Source organism: Streptomyces sp. NPDC001709 (genome assembly GCF_053596375.1).
In genome coordinates, this window is the sequence record NZ_JBSFGB010000028.1 from 20092 (window position 1) to 38555 (window position 18464).

An 18464-nucleotide genomic window follows, 5' to 3' on the forward strand; every position below is an offset into this window, starting at 1 on the left:
CCGGGCCGCGTCCTCGCTGCCCGGGCCCCACCGATCTTCCGCTCAGCCGGCCGCCGTGCCGGGCAGCGCAGCCGGGCGCGGGGGCCCGGATTCCATCGGGCGGCCCAACGGGGGCGCGGGCGCGGCAGGATCGGCGAGCAGGGCCGGGATCAGCGTGTGCAGCGCGTCCACGGCCGCCGCGACGGCTTCCCGGACCGGTGCGCTGAGCCCGGGCAGGAGGTCCTCGTCGCCGGCCGGCAGCACCTCGGGCTCGCAGGCCAGGACGAGAACGCGGGGCAGGGGCTCCTCGCCGAGGTGCGCGGCCAGGGCCAGCACCTTCGCCGGGTCCATGCCGTGGGCCTCGGGTACGACGCTGCCGTCGGGGGGCTCGGTCTCGATCAGGGAGAGGGTGCCGGGGGCGTGTCCGCGCCGCGCGGTGTCGACCAGGACGACGGTGTCGTACCCGTCGAGCAGGTCGTAGGCGAGGTCCAGGCCGCGGATGCCGTAGTCGTGCACCCGTACCCCGGGCGGCAGCGGGCGGTGGCCGAGGGCTCGGATCACCTCGGGTCCGAAGGCGTCGTCGGCGAGGAAGATGTTGCCGGCACCGGCCACCAGCAGGCGCGGCGTCAACGGAGGTCTCCCGCGGGCGCGGTCAGGGGCCGGGGTGAGCCGGACGGGGTCTTGCGCACGAAGGCGGAGCGCAGGGCGTGGTAGGGGGCCTGGGGGTCGAAGAAGATGGCGTGCATGCGGGCCAGTTCGGCCTCGCGGTACGTGGCGAGGGGGCGTTCGCTCTCGCCCGCGGCGCGGGCGGCGGCCTTGGCGGCGATCCGCGCGTCCACGAAGGGTGAGGAGGCCAGTTCGGCCGCCAGCCGCTGGACCTCGGCCGGGAAGTCGCCGGGCGCCGCCGGTACGAGCCGGTCCACGAGCCCCAGCCGCTCGGCGGACGCGGCGCTGACGGGCAGGGCCTCGGTGGTCAGCCGGTGGGCCTGCTCCGCTCCGACGCGGCGCGGCAGGGTGAACGTCCAGAACTCCGAGCCGTACAGGCCCATGCGCCGGTAGTGCGGGTTGAGGACGACGCCGGTGCGGCACCACACCTCGTCGGCGGCGAGGGCGAGCATGGCGCCGCCGGCCGCCGCGTTGCCGGCGAGCGCGGCCACGACCAGCCGGTCCGTGGTGTGCAGCACCGCCTCGACCAGGTCGTCCATGGCGTTGAGGTTGCTCCACGACTCCCAGGCCGGATCGGGGGCGGCCTCGACGACGTTCAGATGGATGCCGTTGGAGAAGAAGTCGCGGGCCCCGCCGAGCACGAGGACACGGGTGGGGTGCGAGAGCGCGTACTGGTAGGCGCCGCGCAGTCGGCGGCACTGGTCGGTGCTCATGGCGCCGCCCGGGAAGGAGAAGCCGAGGAAGCCGACATCGCCGCCCTGCCGGTAGCGGATCTCGGTCCAGGTGCGCCGGTCCGACGGCAGGTTCAGCGGGGCGGGGGCTTCCGGGAGTCCGAGGGACGGCTCCCAGGCGGCGAGCACGGAGGCGGCCGGTCGGCGGAAGGGCGCGGGGTCGCCGGAGTTCTTGCGGGGGCGCAGTTCCGGGATCCAGACCGCGCCGTCGCGGGTGGCCCGGCAGACGGCGCCCGTCCGCTGGGCGAGGAGTTCGCCGGGGCGGCCGTGCAGCCGGTCCTCGGGGTGTCCGCCGTGCAGGAACACCTCCCGGCCGAGGAGTTCGTCCAGGACGCCGGGCTGCGAGTCGGCGCCGCGGAGTTTACGCAGGACCGTTTCGGTGTCGTCCCGTTCCCAGTCGATACGCCGCCGCTCCTGCCGGAAGGCCCCGCGCCAGCTGACGCTGATCGAGTCGTGGGTCTGCGGCCGGGGCTTGTAGGAGCCCTCGGCGTAGCGCCGTACGGCGCTGAGCACGGCGGTGACGGCCGCGTCGGAGGTCTCGTTGCGGTACAGATCGCTCTTGCCGACGGGCGGTACGGGGAACGGCTCCGCCGCCCAGACCGGGCCCGCGTCCATCGCCGCCTCGGCCTGCAGGACCGTCACGCCCCACTCGGGCGCCCCCTCGGCGATCGCCCAGTCCAGCGAGGACGGGCCGCGGTCACCGGGCGGCCCCGGATGCACGATCAGACAGGTGTGATCGCGCCATACGTCCTCGGGCAGGGCCGTCCTGAGCATCGGTGCGATGACCAGTTCCGGCCGCAGCTCCTGTAGGGCGGTCCGGACCGGTTCGGCGCCGTGCGAGGCGAGGACGACGTCCACACGGTGCCCGTGGTCCGTCAGTTCGGCGTACATGCGCTGGGTGAGGCTGTTGAACGCGCTGGCGACGAGCAAAATGTCCATGACACGGCATCGTCGCCCCTGGCCGGGGTGCCGTGAAGAACCGCCGCGCTGTTTTGTCCGCCTCTGTCGGCTCTCATCCCCCATCCGGAGCGCGTTCCCCAGGGCCACCGCGATCCGGTGCGCGAGGTAGCGGCCCCTCCGGCGGATCGGGTGCTCAGGCGGCGAGGGTGCTGTCCGGTCCGAGCCGGTCCAGGAGCTCGTCGAGGTGGAGCTCGACCACGGGGGCGAGGAGGTCGGGGTGGCGCAGCAGTGCGGCGGCGCGCCGGTCACCGTCGTCGGGAGCGAGCAGGCGGCGGAACTCGGCCGGGGTGCCCGGGGTGTGCTCGCCCTCGGCGAGTGCGGCGACGGCCAGTTCGGCCAGCTCGGGATCGGTGAGCAGGCCGGCCGCCCAGCTGGCCACGACCTCGTCCACCCAGGTCCGCCAGGCCCAGTCGGCGTCCTCACCGGCCTCGCCGGCCCGCTCGGCACCGGTGATCCAGTCCAGACGGGCGGCACCGCCGGGGCCTGCCATCGTGACCAGGGCCGCGTCCATCTCGGTCGGGTAGCGCAGCCATGCGGCGACGGTCACGGCCTGCCGGGCCTGCGCCTCGCACAGGGCGGAGGCCAGGGCGCCGCCGCTCGCGGGATAGGCGACCGTCAGCCAGCGCGCCGTCGCGGCGATGACGGAGGACAGATCAGTGGGCACAGCCAGGCCGTCCGGGTTGCAGGAGGGTACAGGGGCTCCACGCAACGGTAGCCCGGCGCCGGGCACGACCGGGACGCACTGCGAACCAGGTCATATGTGGCATCGCCCACGCCGGCCAGGGCGCCGTCCCACAGGCCGGGTGTGCCGCGCTCGCCTCCGTCGTCACGGCGGGCGCGGGGACCTTCGGGAGTGCCGGCCCTGCGCTCGGCAGCGGTACCCGCTATTCGTCGTCCGCCGCGGCGCTCACCTCGACGTCGATCACGCCCTCGTCCCGGAACAGCTCCGCCGCCAGCGCGGTCGGGTCCCCGGCGCCCTCCAGCTCCAGCAGCACCCGGGCCGCGTCGTCCGTGCGGCCGGGCAGCCGTTCGACCTTGACCTGCACGATCCGGAAGCCGCGCCGGGTGCAGGTCTGCATCAGGCGCGGCAGCAGGGCCACCCCGGTCCGGTAGGTCAGGCGCGCCTCGAAGGTGGCGGCGGCCGTGCCGGGGAGCAGACGGGACGTGAAGAGCGGGTAACCCCGCACCACCAGGAAGTGCAGCGCCGTCACCGCCAGCGCGAGGATGGGCAGTCCGCCGCCGCAGGCCATGCCGACCGCGCAGGTCAGCCAGATGGTGGCGGCCGTGGTCAGGCCGCGTACGGCGTCCCGTCGTACGAAGATCAGCCCACCGCCGATGAAGCCGATGCCGGAGACGATCTGCGCCGCGACACGTGAGGGGTCGAAGGAGACGTTCTCCAGCCCTAGCACCGCGGTGAACCCGTGCTGGGACACCTCCATCATCAGCGCGCTGGCGATGCCGACCAGCGTGTGCGTGCGCAGTCCGGCGCTCTTCTGCTGCGCCGCCCGCTCCCAGCCGATCAGGCTGGACAGCAGCAGCGCCAGCCCCAGCTCGGCCAGCTGCCGCAGCCCCTGCCCGTTGTGTACGTCCCACAACGGTGCCGCCAGCCCCGCTCCCGCCATGCACACCTCGCACGTCGCTCCGCCGTTGTCCGGGTTGGTTGATGGTCCGCCGCCACGCCTACCCCGCGACGGGACCGCGACTCCCCTCCTCGGCCGGGTACCGGTCGCGGCTGCCGGGTACTCGGATGGGGCCGCGGGAGGCCGCGGCCGATGCCGGGCGCACTTCCGCCCACCGGGCCGGGGCTCGTGCCTCGCCCGCGGCCAGGGTGTACCGCACCGTCAGGACTTCGTGAGGAAGGAACCGGCCTCATGCGGCACGACGAGATGATCGGAAAGGTGCAGGCACTGGCCCAGCTGCCGGACCGGGCTTCGGCCGAACGGGCCGCGCACGCTGTCGTGAGCACGCTCTCGGAGCGGCTGCCGTCCGGCCTGGCCCGGCATGTGGCCGCCCAGCTGCCGCCGGACATGGCGGCGGCGATGCGGGAGGCGGCCGACGTGTCGCCCGGGGCCGACTCCGGCACGTCGGGGGAGCGGTTCGGGCTGACCGTCTTCGCCGGACGCATCGCCGACCGGGCGGGCACCGACGAGGACACGGCCCTGCGCGAGGCCGCCGCCGTGATGGAGGTGCTCGACGCCGCGCTCGCCCCGGAGCTGACCGAGCGGATGGCCGGTGCCCTGCCGTCGGACATCCGTGACCTGCTGCCGGTGGGCCGGGCGACGGAGGGCGCCGAGACCACCGGCCGCGCGGGCAGGTAGCCGGCGTGACGATGCCCGGCGTTGCTGCTTCAATCGGTGTGCGAGTGTCCCTTGGGGGCAGCCGTAACAGTGACGCCTCCCACCCCGTAAAGGTGTCCTATGGCTTTCTTCGCCCTTTCCCGACACCAGCCGCTGGCCCTGCTCTCCTGCACCGAGCTCGCCTCGGAGTACGACCGGCTGACGAACGAGAACGAGCAGTTGCAACGCGCCGTGTCCTCGCACGCGGTCATCGACCAGGCCATCGGGGCCGTGATCGTCCTAGGGCAGATCGCCCCGGAAGAGGCCTGGCGGGCGCTGCGGGACGTCTCACAGCGCACCAACACCAAACTGCGGACGGTCGCCGAGCACATCCTGGACTACGCCCAGGGCGGGACACTCCCGGAACCGGAGCGGACCGAACTCGGCAAGGCGATCATGCGTTACCGGCGGTGTGCCACCGACCTGGGTGAGTCCCCGGCGACGGGGCGGTGACGCCCTCGATCCGTCCGTCCGTCAGTGACGGCCCGCCCTCATACGACGGTGCCGGTGGGACCTGACCTGATGGGGCGTCGGGGGCCGCGTGATCCATCGGGCCTCGACCTGGTCGAGGCCGTACAGCAGGATGCTGAGGACGGGGAGCAGGAGGACGGCGACAGTGATCACGGGAGACCCCTCTCTGCCGACGACCCGACGACCCGACGACGTCTCCCGAGTGCCCCGCCGGCTCCTGCCGACGCCGGGCATGTGTGAAGGTCCTGTGTCGAGCGGGGGTACTGAGCGGGGCACATGAGCCGCGGTCACACCGGCCGGCCGACTTCCGTCAGTACGGCGCAAGGCGTTGCCGGGCAGGAGGTCATGCGGGTGAACGCCCGTCGGCTCGCCACCACACATCCATGTCCTCGCCGGTGCCCCACTGGCCGAACTGAAGAAGCGCGCGCTCCGTTCGCCCGTGTCGGCCGGGCATCGCTCCAGGAAACCGTCACGTTCCTCGACGACGGCGCAAGGACTCCCCGGCGCCTCGGCCGATGAAGATCAGGCCGTGGGGGCCGCGTGCGGGTGCGCTGGGCGCGCCCCTCCCGCGGCGGGCGCTTACGGTTCTTTACATGTGACCGACCGTCATCAGGGGTGACGGAGAGGAGCCGGGATCGGTGGTGGGCGATGCGCGTCGGCGGGCGGCCGGGCCGGACGGCCGGCGCCGCAGGGGGCGGGTGCTGGGCAGCCGGCCGGCGTACACCGTGCGGCTCCCGGCCGTCCCGCGCACCGAGCCGGTGCCGGTCGCCGAGCGGACCGTGCCGTGGCTGCGGGTGGGGGCGGCCTACGCCTGGCGGCTCATCCTCGTCGGGACCGTCGTCTACGGCGTCTTCAGCATCCTCGGCAGCTTCCAGCTCATCGCCGTGGCCCTGTTCCTCGCGCTGATCGTCACCTCCGTCCTGCGCCCGCTGACGGATCTGCTCGACCGGGTCCTGCCCCGGCCGCTGTGCGTCGCGGTGGCGCTGGTGGGCAGCATCCTGCTCCTGATGACCCTGCTCGCCCTGGTGGGCAACGCCGTGGCGGGTGAGTCGACCCGGCTGGCGGGTGAGTTCCGTGGCGGTGTGCACCGCATCGAGGAGTGGCTGCAGCGACCGCCGTTCCACCTGAGCCCCGGCCGGCTGTCCGAGCTGGAGAACCAGGTGACGCGCTATGTGAACACACACCGGGCCAGCCTGCTCAGCCGCGCCGTCAGCGGGCTCAGCCGAGTCGTCGAGGTGGTCACCGGTGGCGCGCTCGCGCTGTTCGCCTCGGTGTTCTTCATCCACTCCGGCGAACGCCTGTGGCGCTGGATCAGCGACCAGCTCCTGCCGATCGGCGCCCGTCCGGCGTGGGACCGGGCGGGCCGGGCCGCCTGGCGCGCCTTCGCCGGGTACACGCGCGGCATCATCATCGTGGCCGCCACCAATGCCGTGCTCGTCGGCATCGCGCTGCTCGTGCTGCGGGTGCCGCTCGCACTGCCGCTGACGCTGCTGGAGTTCTTCGCCGCGTTCGTGCCGCTGGTGGGCTCGCCGGTCGCGCTCGCCGTCGCCACGATCGTCGCGCTGGCCGGGCGCGGACCGCTGACGGCGGTGGCGGTACTGGCCCTGATCGTCGTGATCGGCCAGTTGGAGGGTCATGTGCTGCATCCGCTGGTGATGAGCTGGGCGGTACGGCTGCATCCGCTCGTCGTCGCGGTGTCGGTGATCGCCGGCAGCATCATCGCCGGGGTGATCGGTGCCGTGGTGGCCGTTCCGCTGGTCTCGGTCGTCTGGTCGGTGCTGCGCGCACTGCGTACGGTGCCGCCGTGACCGGACCACGTGTCACCGCAGAGCCGCCGTCACGAGCCCTCGGATCTCCTCCTCCTGCACGCTTCCGCCGTTCACCAGCCGGTCGAAGACCAGACCGTCCACACAGGTCAGCAGCGTCACCGTGCGTTCCTCCGCGTCCGCCACCCCCTGTGCGGCGAGGAACTCGCACACCGCCCGCCGTGCGGGGTTCTCACGCGGCACCAGAATGTCGCGGAGTTCGGGATGCCGCGCGCTCTCGACGGCGCAGGCGTAGCGCGCCAGGGAGCGCCTGCGCCCCTCTCCGGTGAGCCGCACCTCGGTCAACTCCGCGATTCCGGCGATCAGTTCACCGGCGTTGCGCAGCACGGGCACCCTCGCCCCCATCTCCCGCAGCTCTGCCTGGTCGAGCGCCACCAGGCGGCGGACCAGCGCGGTGAGCAGGGCCTGCCGGGTGCGGAAGTAGGCGGACGTGGTGCCGGGCGGCAGCTGCGCCGCCCGGTCCACCGCGCGATGCGTCAGCCCCCGCATGCCGGTGTCGGCGAGCACGGCGATGGCCGCGTCGGCGAGGAGGGTACGTCGATCTGTGGACACCCCTTCTTTCTACACCCCCGCTTCTACACCTGTAGAGCGCCCGCTGTAGGGTCTCCTTCAGCCGGTCTTCTACATCTGTAGAAGACCGGCGCCGGCCGGCAGCGGCCGGGCGACCGAGGCGAACCAGGTCGAAGGGGGACCAGGGCATGGGCGGCACGGCGGTGGTGGTCGGTGGTGGCATCGGCGGTCTGGCGGCGGCGATCGGTCTGCGCCGGATCGGCTGGGAGGTACGGGTGGCGGAGCGGGCCGGCACGCCGGCCGACGCGGGGGCGGGCATCTCGCTGCACGCCAACGGGCTGCGTGCCCTGGACGCGCTCGGCGTCGGAGCGGCCGTGCGTGCGGCGGCCCGCCCGCAGTACACGGGCGGCACCCGCACCCCCGCAGGACGCTGGCTGGCGCGGATGGACGGCGCCGCCCTCGAACGCGCAGTGGGCACACCGATCGTCGGCATCCGGCGCGCGGTGCTGCACCGCCTGCTGCGCGAGGCCCTGCCGGCGGAGTGCCTGCTCATCGGCGTCACCGTGCCCGAGCTGGACCGCTCGGCCGCCGACCGGGTGGGGGTGCCGATCGGGGACGACGTCCTGGAGGCCGACCTGGTCGTCGCGGCCGACGGAGTGGGCAGCCGGCTGCGCGGACTGCTGTTCCCCGGCCATCCCGGACCGGTGTACGGCGGCTCGACGGTCCTGCGGGCCGTGACCGACCGGCCGCTGGAGCTGCGCGGCGACTTCGAGCTGACCTGGGGTGAGGGTGCGGAGTTCGGGCACATCGCGTTCGCCGACGGCCGGGCCGAGTGGCACGCGGTGCTCACCGCACCGGCCGGCGTCCGCCACACCGACCCGCTCGGCATGCTGCGCCGGCGCTTCGCCGGCTGGCACGATCCGATCCCCGCGCTTCTGGACGCGACCCGGCCGGAGGCCGTGCTCCACCACGACATCCACGAACTGGTCACGCCCTTGCGGTCGTTCGTCGCGGGCCGGGTGGTGCTCCTCGGGGACGCGGCGCACGCCATGACACCCCATCTCGGCCAGGGCGCCTGCCAGGCCCTGGAGGACGCGGCCACGCTGGCCGCCGCGCTCGCCACGGAGCCCTCGGTCGCCTCGGCCCTGGCCCGCTACGACGCCGAGCGCCGCCCGCGCTCCCAGACGGTCGCCCGCGCCGCCCGGCAGGCGGGCCGCATGGGCCAGCAACTGTCCCACCCGGCCGCCGTCGCCCTGCGCAACACCGCGCTGCGACTCACCCCGTCCCGGGTGGCGATACGGGCGATCCTGCGCCACGCGGACTGGACACCGCCCCGCCTGGGCTGACCGGCCGGCCGGAGTGTTCAGCGCCCACGGAACTGCTCGCCTCAGGGTTCGAGGTCTCCAGGGTGCGGCGCCGGAGCCGGCGTACTCGTCCGCCGTGCTTCAGCTGCCGCCGCCGTGCCCGGTTCCCGTACGCCGAAGACGGCCGGGCCCACGGTGAGGGTGCCGTCCGTCAGCGGCCGGCAGCGCACTCCTCCGCCGCCGCGCAGCGCGCGCTGTGCTCCTGGGCCGAGGGTGGTGTCCATCCAGGCGCAGGGCCGGGCCGCGCTGCGCACCGCCAGTTCCACCGGGCCGAATCCGCAGTCGAGGAAGACGGTCGCACCGATGTAGGCGTCGATGTCGACCCCGCGCAGCAGGACGTTGCGCCGGGTGCCCAGCAGGTTCGCGGGGTGCGGCCCCGCTTGCGGAAGTCGTTCGACGGCCATGAGGGTGATCGAGGCGTTGCGGTGGGCGGGCTGGTTGAAGTACCGGTCGCCGACGAGCCCCAGACCGGCGCGCACCTCGGCCGTCGGCACCAGCTCACCGGGTGGCAGCTCGGGCAGCCCGTCGCCCGGCCGGCCCGCGAGCCGGTGCACCGGGGAGACCAGCAGCTGAAGGATTTCGACGTGGGGCACGCGACGAGCCTACGGGGCCTGCGGCTCACGACTCCGCTCAGCCGGCGCTCCGCATCGCCCCGCCGGGCCCCGCGTCCGCCCGGAACCCCGGCCGCCGCCCCGCGGCGCCCCTCAGCAGGAGCCGTCCGCTCGCCCCGGCCGCCAGCAGCCCGGCCACCATGGCGATCAGGCCGAGGGCGGGCCCGGAGGACCAGTCGACGTGGGAGGCGCGGGCGGCCAGGACGACCGTCAGGGCGAGGGCCGTACCGGGCAGCGACAGCAGGGCGGGGCGCGTGCGGTCGAGGTCGTCCTCGGCGAGGGAGCCGAGCACGCCCACACCGAGGGCCAGGGCCCAGACGCCGAGTGCCTGGGCGTCCACGCGGTTGGTGTGCCAGGGCACGAAATCGCCCCAGAATCCGGGCCGTACGAGCAGTCCGGTGCCGATGCCCAGCCAGGAGGAGCCGAGCACGGCAAGCGGCGGTTTGGCCCAGCCGGGCAGCGGCGTGGTGCGCGGGGCGGCCGGACCGGACCGGGTGAAGGCCTGCCCCGCCAGGCAGACCGCCGCCGCCACGCACAGCAGACCGAGCGTGAACAGCCAGCCGAGGCTGAACAACACGGAGACGATGGAGCCGCCGCGGGCGATGTAGAGCCGGCCCGCGTTCAGCAGACTGACCGTGAAAAGGCCGGCCAGCACCACGGCGACCGGCAGGACGAGGGTGCGCGCCTGCTGCCAGGTCGTCGACCGGCCGAGGGCGAACAGCGCCGGCGCGGTGCCCAGCATCGCGGCTCCGAGCAGTCCGGGGCTGAGTGGATCCGGTGACGGCCAGGCCCCGAGGACGTGCCCGGTCAGGGCCACGACCGTGAGGACCGTGCCGACGAGAAGATTGATCACCGCGACGGCGACGGCCAGCAACGCCACCCCGGGCGAGAGGGGGCGGCCGGGCGGGGGCTGTTGCCGCACGGAGGTCGTAGCCGATGTGGCTGAGTCGGCCGGGTCGGCGGGGTCCGTCGGGTCGGTCGGTCGGGTCATGGCTGGGGTCCGTTTCCGAGGAAGGCGTGGCGGGGTGGAGGGGGATGTGGCACTGGCGGGGTGGGTGATGGGCGCCGGGGTGTGTCTGTGCGGACGGCGCCGGGCAGCCTGTTGCGAGGCCCCGGCTGCCGAGGGCGGTGGCCGCAGGCCGGCACCGTGGCCGCGTCGTTCAGGGCCCCGGGCTGCCGTGGGGGGCGCAACTATGCGGTTACGGCACCGCGGTGGTCGTCCGGGGTGCGGTCAGTGGGGCCACGGCGGAGCGGAGGCGCACCTCGCGGGCGTACATCAGCCGCAGGCTCACCATGAGCGTGGCGCCGAAGGCGGTGATGCCGCAGCCGATGGCGACGCCGGCGGTGAGGGCGGTGAACCGGCCGAGTCCCAGGCTGCGCTGGAAGACGGTGACCGCGCCGGCCGAGAGCACCGGTGCCAGGCAGAGGCCCGTGAGGTGGATCCGCCACTCCTCGCGCGCCCAGAACCGGCCCGCGCGGGCGGCACGCCGGGCGCCGGTCGCCATCACCGCGTACGCCACGGCGTAGGGCAGGAGATAGGCGGCCAGCAGACGGTTCCCGCCGGTGCCGTACGCGGTCAGGGCGTGCGCGATCCAGATCAGGGCGGCCGCTCCGGCCAGGTGGGCGACGGCCGTCACGGGCAGCGGGGCCCAGGACCGGCCGAGGCCCTCGACGGTGTCCCGGGGGTCCCTGGCGCGGGAGGCGAGCAGCGCACCGAACACGACGAGGGAGCCGAGGTGCATGATCGCCACCCGGTTGATCTCCGTCATCGGCAGCCCGGGCAGCACCGCCGGCAGGGCGCCCCACTCCAGCCGCAGCAGCGGCGCGGTCAGCAGGTATCCGTAGCACAGCAGCATCCAGCGCTGGTGGAGGTCGGGGAAGCCGCCGACGGCGGCCAGAATGCCGAAGGTGACGCTGAGGACGGTGCCGACGAGGATCGTGGCGAGGACGATCCAGAAGGCCGCCCCGCTGAAGGCGTCCCGTGGCGCGGTGCGGGCGAGGTAGAGGCCGGCGCCCGCCATCGAGGCGTACACCGTGACGGCGAACAGGACGCCCAGCGTGCGGTGCAGGCGTCCGCGCCGGCGCGTGGCCGTCAGCAGCTGCGCGGGTCCGAGCAGCATGAGCAGTCCGCCGAGGACGGAGTGCACGATCATCGGGATCAGGCTGTGCCGGTACGGGGCGATCCGGGTCGCCAGCGCGTCGGCGACATAGCGGGGCGAGACGGTGTGGGCCAGCAGCCACTCTCCCGGTGCCGGGGCGCCGGGGCGGGCGTAGGACCACAGTTCGGTCATCGCGATGGGCGCGTACCAGAGGCACACGGCCGTCACGGCCACCGCGGCGGCACGGCGCCAGGTCCTGCTCGTCCATGGACGCACGGCGTCCCCCTGTCCCTCACCGGCTCGGTCGCAGCCCCCATAGTCTCTTCTGGACTATCGCGGGGTTACCGACGGTAGATCGGGCCGGCGGCGAGGTCAACGGTCCGGTGCGCGTTCGTCGCGGCGGCGCACCCAGTCCCAGAACTCGGTCATCATCCGCTCGTACCGGATACCGAACTCCAGCGCCTCCCGCTGCCCGGGGGTGAGCAACTCGCCGACGGCGCCGGCCAGTTCCTCGTACTCGTCCAACGTGCGCCGGTGTTCGGCGAGTTGCGCGGGGGCGATCCGGTCCGGGCGGGCCCCGAACCAGAGTTTGAGGATGCCGCGCTCGCGTGCCTCCACCGGGACGAACTCGGGGTCGGCGAGCCAGTCCCGCAGGACTCGCCGGCCCCGGTCGGTCAGTGTCAGCACCCGGCGGCCCCGCCCGCTCTCCCGCCGCACCTCGGCCAGCAGGCCGGCGGCGAGCAGCCGGTCGCACTGCGCGTACACCTGCGCGTGCGGCACCGACCAGAACGGGGCGACGGTGCGGCCCGCCTCCACCTTCACGTCGTACGCGCTGGCTTCGCCGAGTTTGTCGATGATGCCGAGGACGAGGAAGGAGGAGGTGGTCAGCCGAGCGTCAGCCATGGGGCCGACCGTACCGTGCCCGCACGGCGCCGCCCGCCCGGGCAGCGATGTCGTGTCCGTCCGGACGGGGCGCATGAGTACGCGTACTCATGCGCCCCGCCTCGCACGCCCGGCAAGGTGGCGGCCATGAACCTCCCCGTCGCCCCACCGGCGTTCGACGCCACCGACGACCCCCGGCAGCGCGACCGCGTCGACACGGGTGCCGACATCGGAGCCGGGTGCGGCCTGGTCTTCCTGGAACTGACGGCCCTGGCCGTCGACTTCGGGCTCTGGTTCCTGTCCGGATTCAATCTCGACCCGGCCAAGACAGTGAAGACCGACTCGCTGTGGGACTATCTGACCGCCGCGGCGGGAGTCGCCGCCTTCGCCCTGGTCGCGGCCCTGATAGCGGCCCGCGCCCGCGCGTTCGTGACCGTCGTCAGCCAGCTCGTCATGGCCGTCCTGATCACGGTCGTGGTGTCGGCCGGCGCGCTGGCCCAGTCACACGACGACGCGTCGCGCGCCGGCGGGTACTCCTGCCACTCCCTGCCGGACGCGGCGCACTGCGGCTGAAGCGAGGCGGTCGGCTCACCGGCCCAGGGCGGGCCGCGATCGGGCGTGCCCGGCGGCCGGGTCAGCCGGTCGCGAGGATCTTCAGCCGGTCCAGGGAGCCGTTGAAGCAGTCATGGTCCCCGACGGTCTTGCCGGTGGAGGTGTACTGCCACAACGTGTGGTACGACCAGCCGGCCGGCAGCGTCCCCGGGGTCGAGGCGTACCGGGCGATCCACAGCGGGTTGGTCGCCGCGAAGCCCGCGTAGTTCCCGGTGCACAGGGTCCACCAGCTGGTCGCCGTGTAGATGACGGGATCCCTGCCGGTACGGGACTTGTAGCGGTTCAGGAAGTCGCGGATCCAGGCGACCATGTCGCTCTTGGACTTGCCGTAGCAGGTGGCCCCGTACGGGTTCCACTCGATGTCGAGCACGCCGGGCAGGGTCTTGCCGTCCCTGGACCAAGCGCCGCCGTGCGCCAGGAAGTAGTCGGCCTGAGTGGCACCGCCGGTCTTGTCCGGGGTCGCGAAGTGGTACGCGCCGCGGATCATGCCCACGTTGTACGAGCCGATGTACTGCTGGGCGAAGTACGGGTTGGTGTAGTACGTCCCCTCGGTGGCCTTGGAGTACGCCCATTTGACCCCGCTGCTCCACAGGGTCGACCAGGCGACGTTGCCCTGGTAGCGGGAGACGTCCACGCCTTCGATCTGGCTCGCCCGGCTGGCGTCGGGCGGCGAGTCGGCGTCTGCGGCGCGTCCGTCGTGGGCGAGGACACCCATGCCCATGTACGCGCTGCCGCGCGCGGGTACGTTCGGAGCCGGGGCGGGCTGGGCCGCGGGGCTGGACAGGACGAGGAGGAGGCCGGTCAGGACGCCCGTGAGGCTCAGGCGTGCACGGCCGCGCTGGAGGGACAAGGAGCTTCGCACAGAAACCATCTGACCCGTGGTCGGGCCGTACCGCACCCCGGGTACCGCCCAACGAAGCCATCGCGGGCCGCGCTTGGTCCGTATGGGTGGCCACCGGGTGGCGATCGGGCCGGTCGTGGGTGTAGGTGCAGGCGGGGCGCTCCCCGCGACCGGCCCGGCCGGATCAGCCGTCGATGCGGTGCTGGGTCCAGAAGGAGGTGAGGTCGGTGCTCGTGGCGGCCTGGGCGGCGGCCTTGAACTCGGCCGTGGTCGACACGCCGTACCAGTGCGCGGTCGCGTAGTCCTTCAGCAGCTTGGTCATGGCAGTGTCACCGAGGACGCGGCGCAGGTCGTGCAGGGCGCACTTGCCGTAGCCGTAGACGACGGTGGAATAGCGGGAGGAGTGCGCGTCCCAGTAGGCCATGGAGTTGGTGATCTTCTCGGCACTGGAGGCCCAGGAGACGCTGTTCCAGCAGTTGGTGCCGGTCTTGCCGAGGGCGAGGTCGGTGGCGTAGTCGGTGAACGCCTCGTCCAGCCAGGGGCTGTTGTACTCGTCGTCGCCGACGATGCCGTACCACCACTGGTGGCCGATCTCATGGGTGAGGGCGGTGGTGCTGACCACGTCCAGGACGAATCCGGGGTACTCCATTCCGCCGAACCAGTAGTTGTTGTCGATCACGGCGTCCAGCTCGCCGAAGGGGTAGGCGCCGAAGCGGGCCGCGTGGGCGTCCACGGCGGTCTTGGCGGTGCTGAGCATCGACTGGGCGCTGGAGGAACCGATACCCGAGACCGAGTAGACGTTGACGGCGACGCCGGCCGACGAGGTACCGGAGATCTTGCTGAAGGGCCCGGCGGCCCAGGCGAAGTCCCGGACCTTGGACGCGGTCGCCGTGGTCACCGTACGGCCGCTGGAGCCGGGCGTGTCGGTGGAGGTTCCGGTGGCCGGGACCAGCAGGCTGCTGGGGTGGTCGAGGGTCACCTTGAAGTCGGCGGCCAGGGAGTAGAACGACTCGCCGTTGTCGGTGTACGGGTCCAGGTGCCAGCCGGCGCTGTCGCGGACGGCGAGGACGGGCAGGGCGTTGCCGATGAAGCTGTAGGCGCCGTCGTGACCGAAGCGATCGGCGCCGCTGGGCACGGTGATGCCGAGGTCGAAGCCGATGGTCGCGCTCTGGCCTTGGGCGAGCGGGGCCGGCAGACCGACCTTGAGCGCGGTGCAGTCCACGGTGGGCGTGCTCGCGGTGCCGCCGGTGACGTTCGTGACGCGGATCGGCATGGCGTCGCAGGTGCCGTGGTAGTTGTCCCACAGCCTCAGGTAGACCTCGTTCAGCGCGGTGGCGGAGGCGTTGGTGAAGGTCACGCTCTCGTGGCCGGTCCATTCGGTGCCGCTGGTGTCACTGCCGAGGTTCACGGTGTACGAGGGTGAAGCCGGGGTGCGCGTCGAGTCGCCCGTCGGTGGCGCGGTGCCGCCGGAGGTGTCGAGCGCGATGTCGTCGAGGACGAAGCTCGTCTGGAGGCTGGAGTCCTCCGTCCCGGTGAAGGACAGGTTGACGGTCTGCCCGGCGTACGCCGACACGTCGATCGACTTCTGGACGTACCCGGTGTTGTCGTCGAGGTTCGAGTAGGTGGCCAGCGTCGTGCTGCCGATCTTGGCCGTGAGCTTGTCGTACGCGACGGAGGACGTCGTCTCGTCCGTGTCGATGTGCAGCCAGAAGGTCAGGGTGGCCGCGTCGCAGCCGGCCGGGATGGTGACGCTCTGGCTGAGGGTGTCCGTATGGGTGCTGCCGACGCCGTCCAGCCAGGCGTAGGAGCTGCCGCCGTGCGCGGTCTCTCCTGAGCGGCTGGTGATGACGGTGGCGGCGGACGTCGCCCAGGACGATGTCCCGCTCTCGAAGCCGCCGTTGGCGACGACCTGCGTCGGAGTGCAGGCGGCGGCCACTTTGTGCGTGGCCGGCCGGGCCATGGCGGGCGTGCCAGGGAGCACGAGGGCGGCCACCGCGGCAACGGTGAACGCACCGGCGCCGAGGGCCTTGTGGGGGGTCGATCTCACACGCTACTCCTTTACGGCGGCCGGGATTCCCGGCCTGCTCGATGGCCGCGGACCGAATGGGGTACGCCGGGGCGGCCTCTGACAGGGCTTGCGCGATCGCTGCTCCGAGCGGTGCGCCGCACCCTCACGGGGTCAGGGCACGGGCCGCCGGACTGTCGAGAGAGTGCCAGATTTGACCGGACCATGCCAGAAGGCGCGACGCTTTGGGCGAATGCGGGGTTGGGCGGCGGGGCAACGTGGGGGCGCCGGTCAGGCCGTGCGGGGTGGGGGCGGAGGCGCCGGTCAGGCTGTGCCGGGTGGGCGCGGGGGCGACGGCTGGGCGGGGCCGGACGGGCGGGGGATGGCGGTTGGGCGGTGCGGGGTGGGGCGGGCATGCCGGTTGGGCCGGGGCGCGCTGGCGGTTGGGCGGTGCGGGGTGGGGGCGGGCATGCCGGTTGGGCGGGCCGGATGGGCGGGGCGCTGGCCGGCTTGTGCCGATGGGGCGCGGGCATGCCGGTCGGGTGGTGCCGGTTGAACGGGGAAACCCTGGCTGAGCCGTGCAGGTTGCGCCTGGAGACGACGGCTGACCTGAGCCGACCGGGCTCGGGCATGCCGGTTGGGCGATGCCGGTTGGACGGGGAGCGCTGCATGAGTCGTGCGGCTGCAACTGGAGACGACGGCTGACCTGAGCCAATCGGGCGCGGGATACCGGTCGGGCAATGCCGGTTGGACGAGGAGACACCAGACAGGCCATGCGGCTGCACCTGGAGACAACGGCCGACCTGAGCCGACCGCGCGCGGGCATGCCGGTCGGGCGTGGAGGCGCTGGCAGGCCGTGTGGGCTGGGTGTGGAGACGACGGCTGGCTCGTACCCGTTGGGCACAGAGACACCGGCCGGTCCGTGTCGGTCCGGTACCGGTACACCGGCCAGCGCGCGCCTGCCGGGCACCCAGACGCCGGTCGGCCCGCGCCAGGCTGGGCAGGACACGCCATGCGGCCCACGCCCGCTGGACACCGAAATACCAGCCAGCCCGCGCCGGCTGGGCACGGACACACCAGTCAGCCCACGCCGGCTGGGCGCAGAGACGCCAGTCGGCCCGTGCCAGTTGGGCACGGGGATACCGGCCGGCCCGCGCCGGCTGGACACCGTGACGCCGGCCAGCCTGTGTCCGTTGGGCGCGGGGCGCCGCTCAGGCGGTGCGCAGGGTCACGAAGAGCGCTGTCAGCGGGGTGCCCTGCGGGTCCTGCCAGCCGCGTGCGACATGGCCGATCGCTCCCTCGGGGCACAGCGGCGGGTTCTCGGGGACGGGGTTCAGGACCCTGTGGACGTAGAGGATCGTGCCGTGCGGTGCGGCGAGCCGGGTGCCCTCGTGGTCGTCGACCGGTTCGGGGGTGAGGCCGTCCAGGATGAAGGGAGCGCCGGTGTAGGAGCGGACCACCTCGGGGTCGAGGGCGTCGTCGATGCTCTGCGCGTGCGCCTGGGCCCGGCCCTCGATCAACGACAGCAACTCCGCGACCAGCACCGGGTCGTGGCAGCCGTCGTACGCCCAGCGCTTGCCCAGCACACCGTGCTCCATCGTGCCGACGAGCGCGTGCTCCGCCCCCTCCAGCGGCGCCCCGCGGTAGGTCAACGGCACCAGGTAGGGGGTCGGTTCGTGGGTCGAGGTGTCGGTGGCCACCATGAACTCGATGCCGACCTCACCCGCCGGGTCCTCCAGCCGGAAACCGCCGGACTTGGTCAGCACGGGGGCGTCCGAGCCACCGCGGTACCAGGGGCGGGAGGGAAGCCAATCGCTGATCAGTTCCAGCTTCGTGGGCTTGATCGTGGTGTGGTGGATGATGGCCATCCCGGCGGTTCTCCTCCGTTGTGCGATGGTGACCCCCGTAGCTTCGCACAACGATCACGCAGGTCATCCGCCCGCCCCGGTCCCTCTCTTGAGCAGCAGGGACTTGCGGCTGGTGGACTCGGCGTTGGCCCGGCCGTGGTCTCGAACTCGTTGGCGTACGCCGGGATTCTGAGCCCGCAGCAGCCGTCCAGGGCGCCGGCCGCTCGACTCCGGCCGGAACTGGCTGCATGCGCGCGCTGGGCCGCCCAATGCGGGCGGCCCAGCGATGTCCCTGGGTAATCCCAGGTTCCTTCAGCTGACCGTTGTCAACTGCGCTCACTCATCCCGCGAGCCCTCCTCGTGCTCCGACTTCCCGTGCTCCGACTTGCCGTGCCCCTTGTGAGGCTTCGACGGGCGGGTGGGCTTGACCGGCTTCTGCGGGTACGTCGGCTTGACCGGCTTCTGCGGGTACGTCGGCTTAACCGGGTGTGTCGGCTTCTCCGGATACACAGGCTTGACCGGCTTCTCCGGATACACAGGCTTGACCGGCTGCACCGGCTTCTCCGGGTAGACCGGCTTCACCGGCTGCACCGGCTTCTCCGGATACACAGGCTTCACCGGCTGCACCGGCTTCTCCGGGTAAACCGGCTTCACCGGCTTCGCCGGATACACAGGCTTCACCGGCTGCACCGGCTTCTCCGGATAGACCGGCTTCACCGGCTGC

18 protein-coding genes and 1 pseudogene are annotated in these 18464 nt (G+C 73.0%); 5 read left to right on the forward strand and 14 right to left on the reverse strand.

Going from position 1 to position 18464, the window contains the following annotated elements:
* Positions 1-42 precede the first annotated feature (42 nt).
* The 4 genes from ACWC0C_RS33080 to ACWC0C_RS33095 form a co-directional block, all read right to left on the reverse strand.
* Positions 43-609, reverse strand: coding sequence for a hydrogenase maturation protease (locus ACWC0C_RS33080; protein WP_450867790.1), 567 nt, complete (start codon positions 607-609; stop codon positions 43-45).
* Positions 606-2315, reverse strand: a complete 1710-nt coding sequence (locus tag ACWC0C_RS33085; protein ID WP_450867791.1) for a hydrogenase maturation protein — start codon at positions 2313-2315, stop codon at positions 606-608. Before ACWC0C_RS33085 ends, ACWC0C_RS33080 begins: the two co-directional genes overlap by 4 nt.
* Positions 2316-2469: 154 nt before the next feature.
* Entirely contained in the window at positions 2470-3000 is a 531-nt protein-coding gene (locus ACWC0C_RS33090; protein ID WP_449194578.1) for a hypothetical protein, read from the reverse strand.
* A gap of 220 nt (positions 3001-3220) precedes the next feature.
* Complete coding sequence (locus ACWC0C_RS33095; RefSeq protein ID WP_450867793.1) at positions 3221-3958, reverse strand: MgtC/SapB family protein; 738 nt, start codon at positions 3956-3958, stop codon at positions 3221-3223.
* A gap of 249 nt (positions 3959-4207) precedes the next feature.
* On the opposite strand from ACWC0C_RS33095, the gene ACWC0C_RS33100 reads away from it, so the two are divergent.
* Both ACWC0C_RS33100 and ACWC0C_RS33105 read left to right on the forward strand, forming a co-directional pair.
* Positions 4208-4654, forward strand: a complete 447-nt coding sequence (locus ACWC0C_RS33100) for a DUF2267 domain-containing protein (RefSeq protein WP_449194580.1) — start codon at positions 4208-4210, stop codon at positions 4652-4654.
* Between the two features lie 99 nt (positions 4655-4753).
* Positions 4754-5125, forward strand: a complete 372-nt coding sequence (locus ACWC0C_RS33105) for an ANTAR domain-containing protein (protein ID WP_449194581.1) — start codon at positions 4754-4756, stop codon at positions 5123-5125.
* A gap of 21 nt (positions 5126-5146) precedes the next feature.
* On the opposite strand, the gene ACWC0C_RS33110 is transcribed toward ACWC0C_RS33105, so the two are convergent.
* Complete coding sequence (locus ACWC0C_RS33110) at positions 5147-5296, reverse strand: hypothetical protein (RefSeq protein ID WP_450867794.1); 150 nt, start codon at positions 5294-5296, stop codon at positions 5147-5149.
* A gap of 488 nt (positions 5297-5784) precedes the next feature.
* Here ACWC0C_RS33110 and ACWC0C_RS33115 point away from each other — a divergent pair, with 488 nt between their 5' ends.
* Positions 5785-6951, forward strand: a complete 1167-nt coding sequence (locus tag ACWC0C_RS33115) for an AI-2E family transporter (RefSeq protein ID WP_450867795.1) — start codon at positions 5785-5787, stop codon at positions 6949-6951.
* 12 nt (positions 6952-6963) lie between these two features.
* On the opposite strand, the gene ACWC0C_RS33120 is transcribed toward ACWC0C_RS33115, so the two are convergent.
* Positions 6964-7521, reverse strand: coding sequence for a TetR/AcrR family transcriptional regulator (locus ACWC0C_RS33120; protein WP_450867796.1), 558 nt, complete (start codon positions 7519-7521; stop codon positions 6964-6966).
* Between the two features lie 146 nt (positions 7522-7667).
* On the opposite strand from ACWC0C_RS33120, the gene ACWC0C_RS33125 reads away from it, so the two are divergent.
* A complete protein-coding gene (locus tag ACWC0C_RS33125) occupies positions 7668-8825 on the forward strand; it encodes an FAD-dependent monooxygenase (RefSeq protein WP_450867797.1) in 1158 nt (385 codons plus the stop codon).
* 41 nt (positions 8826-8866) lie between these two features.
* Here the strand turns inward: ACWC0C_RS33125 and ACWC0C_RS33130 are convergent, their stop codons facing one another.
* From ACWC0C_RS33130 to ACWC0C_RS33145, 4 genes are all read right to left on the reverse strand, one after another.
* The gene (locus ACWC0C_RS33130) at positions 8867-9436 is read right to left on the reverse strand and encodes a molybdenum cofactor biosysynthesis protein (protein WP_450867798.1); all 570 of its coding nucleotides are present in this window, start codon (positions 9434-9436) and stop codon (positions 8867-8869) included.
* A 37-nt stretch (positions 9437-9473) separates the two neighbouring features.
* Positions 9474-10445 carry a hypothetical protein gene (locus ACWC0C_RS33135; RefSeq protein ID WP_450867799.1) on the reverse strand — a complete coding sequence of 324 codons (972 nt, stop codon included), beginning with the start codon at positions 10443-10445 and terminating at the stop codon, positions 9474-9476.
* Between the two features lie 208 nt (positions 10446-10653).
* Positions 10654-11829 (reverse strand): DUF2306 domain-containing protein, encoded by a 1176-nt coding sequence (locus tag ACWC0C_RS33140; RefSeq protein WP_450867801.1) that lies wholly within the window; start codon positions 11827-11829, stop codon positions 10654-10656.
* 96 nt (positions 11830-11925) lie between these two features.
* On the reverse strand, positions 11926-12456 hold the full coding sequence (locus ACWC0C_RS33145) for a PadR family transcriptional regulator (protein ID WP_450867802.1): 531 nt from the start codon (positions 12454-12456) through the stop codon (positions 11926-11928).
* Between the two features lie 126 nt (positions 12457-12582).
* Here ACWC0C_RS33145 and ACWC0C_RS33150 point away from each other — a divergent pair, with 126 nt between their 5' ends.
* Positions 12583-13008: a DUF6234 family protein gene (locus ACWC0C_RS33150; protein ID WP_450867803.1), complete on the forward strand. Its 426-nt coding sequence runs from the start codon at positions 12583-12585 to the stop codon at positions 13006-13008.
* Between the two features lie 61 nt (positions 13009-13069).
* Here ACWC0C_RS33150 and ACWC0C_RS33155 read toward each other — a convergent pair whose 3' ends face one another.
* The 4 genes and pseudogenes from ACWC0C_RS33155 to ACWC0C_RS33170 form a co-directional block, all read right to left on the reverse strand.
* The gene (locus ACWC0C_RS33155) at positions 13070-13918 is read right to left on the reverse strand and encodes a lysozyme (protein WP_450867804.1); all 849 of its coding nucleotides are present in this window, start codon (positions 13916-13918) and stop codon (positions 13070-13072) included.
* Positions 13919-14072: 154 nt separating this feature from the next.
* Positions 14073-15935: a M1 family aminopeptidase gene (locus ACWC0C_RS33160; RefSeq protein WP_450867805.1), complete on the reverse strand. Its 1863-nt coding sequence runs from the start codon at positions 15933-15935 to the stop codon at positions 14073-14075.
* 1169 nt (positions 15936-17104) lie between these two features.
* Positions 17105-17761: a maltokinase N-terminal cap-like domain-containing protein gene (locus tag ACWC0C_RS33165; RefSeq protein ID WP_449194593.1), complete on the reverse strand. Its 657-nt coding sequence runs from the start codon at positions 17759-17761 to the stop codon at positions 17105-17107.
* A gap of 315 nt (positions 17762-18076) precedes the next feature.
* A pseudogene (locus tag ACWC0C_RS33170) lies at positions 18077-18464 on the reverse strand (hypothetical protein); the annotation flags it as partial.

Excerpts from the sequence above, each read along its gene's own strand:
- ACWC0C_RS33085 (WP_450867791.1), bottom strand. The coding sequence starts at position 2,315 with ATGGACATTTTGCTCGTCGCCAGCGCGTTCAACAGCCTCACCCAGCGC.
- ACWC0C_RS33095 (WP_450867793.1), bottom strand. The coding sequence starts at position 3,958 with ATGGCGGGAGCGGGGCTGGCGGCACCGTTGTGGGACGTACACAACGGG.
- ACWC0C_RS33100 (WP_449194580.1), top strand. The coding sequence starts at position 4,208 with ATGCGGCACGACGAGATGATCGGAAAGGTGCAGGCACTGGCCCAGCTG.
- ACWC0C_RS33105 (WP_449194581.1), top strand. The coding sequence starts at position 4,754 with ATGGCTTTCTTCGCCCTTTCCCGACACCAGCCGCTGGCCCTGCTCTCC.
- ACWC0C_RS33125 (WP_450867797.1), top strand. The coding sequence starts at position 7,668 with ATGGGCGGCACGGCGGTGGTGGTCGGTGGTGGCATCGGCGGTCTGGCG.
- ACWC0C_RS33135 (WP_450867799.1), bottom strand. The coding sequence starts at position 10,445 with ATGACCCGACCGACCGACCCGACGGACCCCGCCGACCCGGCCGACTCA.
- ACWC0C_RS33145 (WP_450867802.1), bottom strand. The coding sequence starts at position 12,456 with ATGGCTGACGCTCGGCTGACCACCTCCTCCTTCCTCGTCCTCGGCATC.
- ACWC0C_RS33150 (WP_450867803.1), top strand. The coding sequence starts at position 12,583 with ATGAACCTCCCCGTCGCCCCACCGGCGTTCGACGCCACCGACGACCCC.
- ACWC0C_RS33155 (WP_450867804.1), bottom strand. The coding sequence starts at position 13,918 with ATGGTTTCTGTGCGAAGCTCCTTGTCCCTCCAGCGCGGCCGTGCACGC.
- ACWC0C_RS33165 (WP_449194593.1), bottom strand. The coding sequence starts at position 17,761 with ATGGCCATCATCCACCACACCACGATCAAGCCCACGAAGCTGGAACTG.